We start from the raw sequence: 4,313 nt of genomic DNA on the forward strand, positions 1-4,313 counted from the left end.
CCGACTCGCGGCGGACTCGACTCCCGACCGATTGGTCGGTCGTTACGTCATCGTAATCTGCCTGTACCTAGCGGTAACATCCGGGCGCGTGTCACCTTTCCGATGCCACCGGCGCCGGCGGTAACCCCCACTTCCCAGCCATGCGACGCCAGTTGTCCTGGCCTCCGCGTGGCCGACCGCAGGAGTTCCGCAGTGATCGGATTCCGCAACGTCAGCAAGGCCCGGACCCGCCGTCGTGTGCGACGGACGGCCGGTGTCGGGATGGTCCTGCCGCTCGCCGTCACGGCGCTGTTGGGCGGCGGCGCCGGCCCGGCCGCGGCGAGTCCCGGCCACGGGCCGACCGCGATCGTGTCCATGGGCGACAGTTACATATCCGGCGAGGCCGGCCGCTGGAAGGGCAACAGCCTGACCAACAGCGGCAGTCGTACCGGCACCGACCGGGCCTGGGTCGGCGGCAGTACGTACGACCCCTCGAAGGTATACGGGAGCACCGCCGGCGGGTGCGACCGCTCGGACGCGGCCGAGGTGCTGAGCGCGGGCGCGGTGGCCGACGTCGCCGTGAACCTGGCCTGTTCGGGGGCCGTCTCGGACAACGTGTTCCGGGCCTCCAACGGCGGTGTGTCCCTCAAGGGCGAGGCGCCACAGGCGGACCGGTTGGCGGCGGTGGCCGCGGCCGACGACGTCAAGGTGATCGCCCTGTCCATCGGCGGCAACGACCTCGGCTTCGCCGACATCATCAAGGAGTGCGCCTACGACTTCGTCCTCTGGAACTCCTACTGCTACGACGACCAACAGGCGGGCGTGGACCAGAAGATCAGCGGGGTCATGACCAAGGTCGGCAAGTCGGTCGACGAGATCCGGGCCGTGATGCGCGGCGCCGGATACGCGGACTCCTCCTACCGGATCGTGCTCCAGTCCTACCCGTCGCCCATCCCGCGCGGCGCGGAGAACCGGTACACCCAGAGCGATTGGAGCCGGCTCAACACCGGCGGCTGCCCCTTCTGGAACCGGGACTCGGACTGGGCGCGGGACTCGCTCGTGCCGCAGATCGCGAACGGCATCAAGGCGGTGGCCGCGGCCAAGGGCGTGCAGTTCCTCGACCTGCGGGACATGCTTCAGGGGCGCGAGGTGTGCGCGAAGGCCTCCCAGCAGGTGAGTACGACGGCGCCGGCCTCCGCCGGGACGAGCGAGTGGGCGCGCTGGATCGACAACAACGAGTCGCAGGGCCTGGTCCAGGAGTCCATGCACCCGAACTACTTCGGCCAACTGGCCGTCGGGCGCTGTCTCGCCCTGGCCCTGGCCCAGCCCGCGAACGCGTCGTCGGGCTGCAAGAACACCCCCGGCGGCGACCAGAGCGGCATGTACCTGACGCCCGCTTCCTGAGGCTCCCCGGTACCGGCGGTCCGCCCCCGGCCGGGGGCGGACCGTCACGGCGTCTTCATCGGGCCGGCCCGGCTCGTCAGGGCATGACGGTACCCGTCCGTCGCCTCGGCCGATCGGCGGAGCGACCGACTCCCGCGAGGGCCCGGGTGAAGGCCGCCCGACAGCGCGTCCAGTCCGGGTCCGGGGTGCCCGTACCGAGCGCCAACAGTTTGGGCAGCAGGTCCGCGGAGAAGGAGCGGGCCGCCTCCTCGGGGACCAGGGACGGCAGGTTGTCGATGGCGATCACGTCCAGCGGGCGCGGGCCCGCGCGCAGCCTGCGGACCGGGACCGACCAGTCGGTGAGCCGGTCGTACACGGGCAGCCGGTGCAACGGGGAACCGGTGTCGCAGGTGATGTCCGCGATCACCGTCAGCCGCCGTTCCCGGTCCGGGTCGAGGTCGGCCGGGGTGAGGAACGGGGGTGCGGGGCGGGTGGTGAGCACCGCGTTGACCAGGATGTCGTGTCCGAGCAGGGCGGCCCGGTCCAACCGGGCGGTGTCGCCGCGGTCCCAGCGGGTCACCCGTACCCCGGCGAGCCTCAGGGCGTCACAGGCGCCCCGCGCGCTGCGGCCCCGGCCGCCGATGACCAGGGCCCGCGGCTCCCCTCCCGGAGTGGGCACGGCCCGCGAGTCCCGTAATCGCGCGTCGAGTTCCGCGCGTGAGAGGGGTACGAGGGGGGCGGCGAGCCGGCCCCGGGCGTGCAGGACGGCCAGGGCCGCGCCCGCGTACCCGGCCCAGTAGCCGAAGGCCGCGAGCCTGCGTCCCTGTTCGTCGGCCAGGTACTCCAGATCGAACAGGGTCCCGCCGCCCGCGGCGAAGCGCCGCAGCAGCGCGGGGGCCTCAGCCTGACCCTTGTAGGCGTGCCCGAAGTACACGTGCCTGTGCCGTAAACGCTCCGGTTCGGGCGGGAGTTCCTTCAGGCCGAGGACGAACGCGGAGCCGGGCGCGTCGGTGGCCCAGGCCCCGGCGGGCGCGGTCCCGCAGCCGGCGTCCGCGTAGTCGGCGAGCGGGAAGACCCGGTGGGCGGACTCCTCCACGGTGATCCGTACGCCCCGCCGCACGAGCTGATCCGCGTCGTGCGGGGTGAGGGGGGCTCGGCGTTCGGTGGGCCGTGTCTCGGTGCGCATCCACAACTGCGGTGACTCTGGCATCGGCGGTACCACCTGTCTGCTCCAGGACGCCCCTCGGGACGTCCGCGTGCACCATGTGACCGGGCCTCAGGATCAGTTCGCCGCTCGCGTTCGGCAAGGAGTACGACCGCGCGAACCGGGGCTCACGGTTCGGGCAGCAGCGCACGCAGCCCGGTCCGTGCGCCCTGCGCGTACGCGGCGCGCAGCGCCCGCGGGGTCATCCGCTCGCGCAGGGTCCGCGGGGCGCCCGGTTCGCGGGCGACCGCGGGGCGGCCACGGCTCACCGCGCCCAGCAGGAGCGCGGGCCGTTCGTCGTGGCCCCCGTCGGCCTCCAGTGCCGCCGGCAACTCGGCCGAGAGGGACCGGCCCAACCGGTCGTCCGGGGCGAGCCGGTCCCCAAGGCGCGCGGTACCTCGGTACGGGCCCGCACCGCGCGGCCCGCGCCGACCTCGGCGACGGCCCGGGCGTACCACTCCCGGGAACGGGCCCACGGGTCGGCGTCCGCGCCGGACGGGCCCTCCGCTTCCTCCGCTTCCTCCGGCGGCGCGTCCGGGGCGCCTGTCGCATCCGCCGTGCCTGCTGCGTCGACCGCGGCCGTGTGCGCGGGCCGGCGCCCGGGCGGCGCGGAGCGCTCCCCGACCCGGCCCGAAGCCCGGGTCCGGGGGCAGCAGTCCCAGCGCGTCGCGGTACTCGGCGGCGGCGTCCTCGTACCGCTCCTGCCACAGTGCCACCGTGCCGCGCGTATGGGCGAGGTAGGCGAGGCACGCGTCCTCGCCCTCCTGCACGGCGGCGCTCCAGGCCTCCACGAGCAGCGGGTCACCGGCGTCCGCCTCCCCGAAGCCGGCCACCAGCCAGGCCGCCGGCCACAGCGCCCGGGCCGGCCGGGGCGCCGGGTGCAGGGCCAGGGCCCGTTCCAGCGCGGCGCCGGCCCTCCTCCACCAGGCCGCAGGCGGACCACAGGAACCACAGGTCGACGGCGATCTCCAGCCCGGCGCCCGGACCGGCCGCGGACAGCGGGTTCATCGCGACCCGCAGCTCCGGAAGCTCGCGCAGAGCCGGCTCGCGCGCCGCCGTCTGCGCACCGCGGCGCCACAGCCCGGCCGCCCGCGCGGCGAGCCCACGCGAGCGCGCGTGGTGGCGCAGCGCGGTGGTGTGCCCGCCGCCCCCCGGGGTTGTGCGCCAGGCGCCGGGCGGCGTACACGCGCACCGCCGGCGGGAGCCGGTACCGGCCCGGGTGTTCGCCGTCGACCAGCAGGGCGGGGGCCAGGCGGGCCGGCGCCCGCGCGGCGGTGCCCGGGCTGTGCTCCCGAAACCGCACACCTCCCGGACTGCGGCCGCTCGAAGGGGCCGGTGAAGGCGGAGAGCCGCTCCCACAACACCCGTTCGGCGGGCGAGGGGAGCCGCAGGGACCGTTCGGCGTCGACCAGGGTGGCCCGGCCCGCGCCGCCCGCGAGGAAGCTCGGGGGCTTCGCCGTCAGCCGCCGGGGCGCGTGGAGCGGCGCGTACCGGTGCGCGCGCCCCGCCGCGAGCTCCAACGCACCCGGGATGCCTCGGACCTGTCCCGGCGGCTGCCGGCGATGCGGATCACGGACTCGGCGGTGGCGCGCTGCGCGTACGCAAGTCGGAGGCCCGGGTGCCGGACGAGCGGGGCCGGCGGACCCGTACGGTCACGCCGGACATCCGGGCGGACCCGATCCCCCCGGAGCATCCCGCACCGGCGGGCCGCCCCGCCTGACGACGCCCACACGCGCACGCGCGCGGC

At 75.4% G+C, this 4,313-nt stretch carries 3 protein-coding genes; 1 reads left to right on the forward strand and 2 read right to left on the reverse strand.

Annotation, left to right across the window (positions count from 1 at the left end):
* The first annotated feature begins 192 nt into the window (after nt 1–192).
* Entirely contained in the window at nt 193–1,383 is a 1,191-nt protein-coding gene (locus E6R62_RS37195) for a GDSL-type esterase/lipase family protein (RefSeq protein ID WP_240802128.1), read from the forward strand.
* Between the two features lie 76 nt (nt 1,384–1,459).
* On the opposite strand, the gene E6R62_RS37200 is transcribed toward E6R62_RS37195, so the two are convergent.
* The gene (locus tag E6R62_RS37200) at nt 1,460–2,572 is read right to left on the reverse strand and encodes a saccharopine dehydrogenase (protein WP_136217873.1); all 1,113 of its coding nucleotides are present in this window, start codon (nt 2,570–2,572) and stop codon (nt 1,460–1,462) included.
* Between the two features lie 122 nt (nt 2,573–2,694).
* On the reverse strand, nt 2,695–3,399 hold the full coding sequence (locus E6R62_RS37205) for a hypothetical protein (protein ID WP_136217874.1): 705 nt from the start codon (nt 3,397–3,399) through the stop codon (nt 2,695–2,697).
* Between the last annotated feature and the right edge of the window lie 914 nt (nt 3,400–4,313).

Origin of the sequence: Streptomyces sp. A1136, from assembly GCF_004795055.1 — a bacterium.
GTDB lineage: Bacteria > Actinomycetota > Actinomycetes > Streptomycetales > Streptomycetaceae > Streptomyces.

What these genes read in the sequence shown, in the direction of transcription:
- E6R62_RS37200 (WP_136217873.1), bottom strand. Translation starts at nt 2,572, where the DNA reads ATGCCAGAGTCACCGCAGTTGTGGATGCGCACCGAGACACGGCCCACC.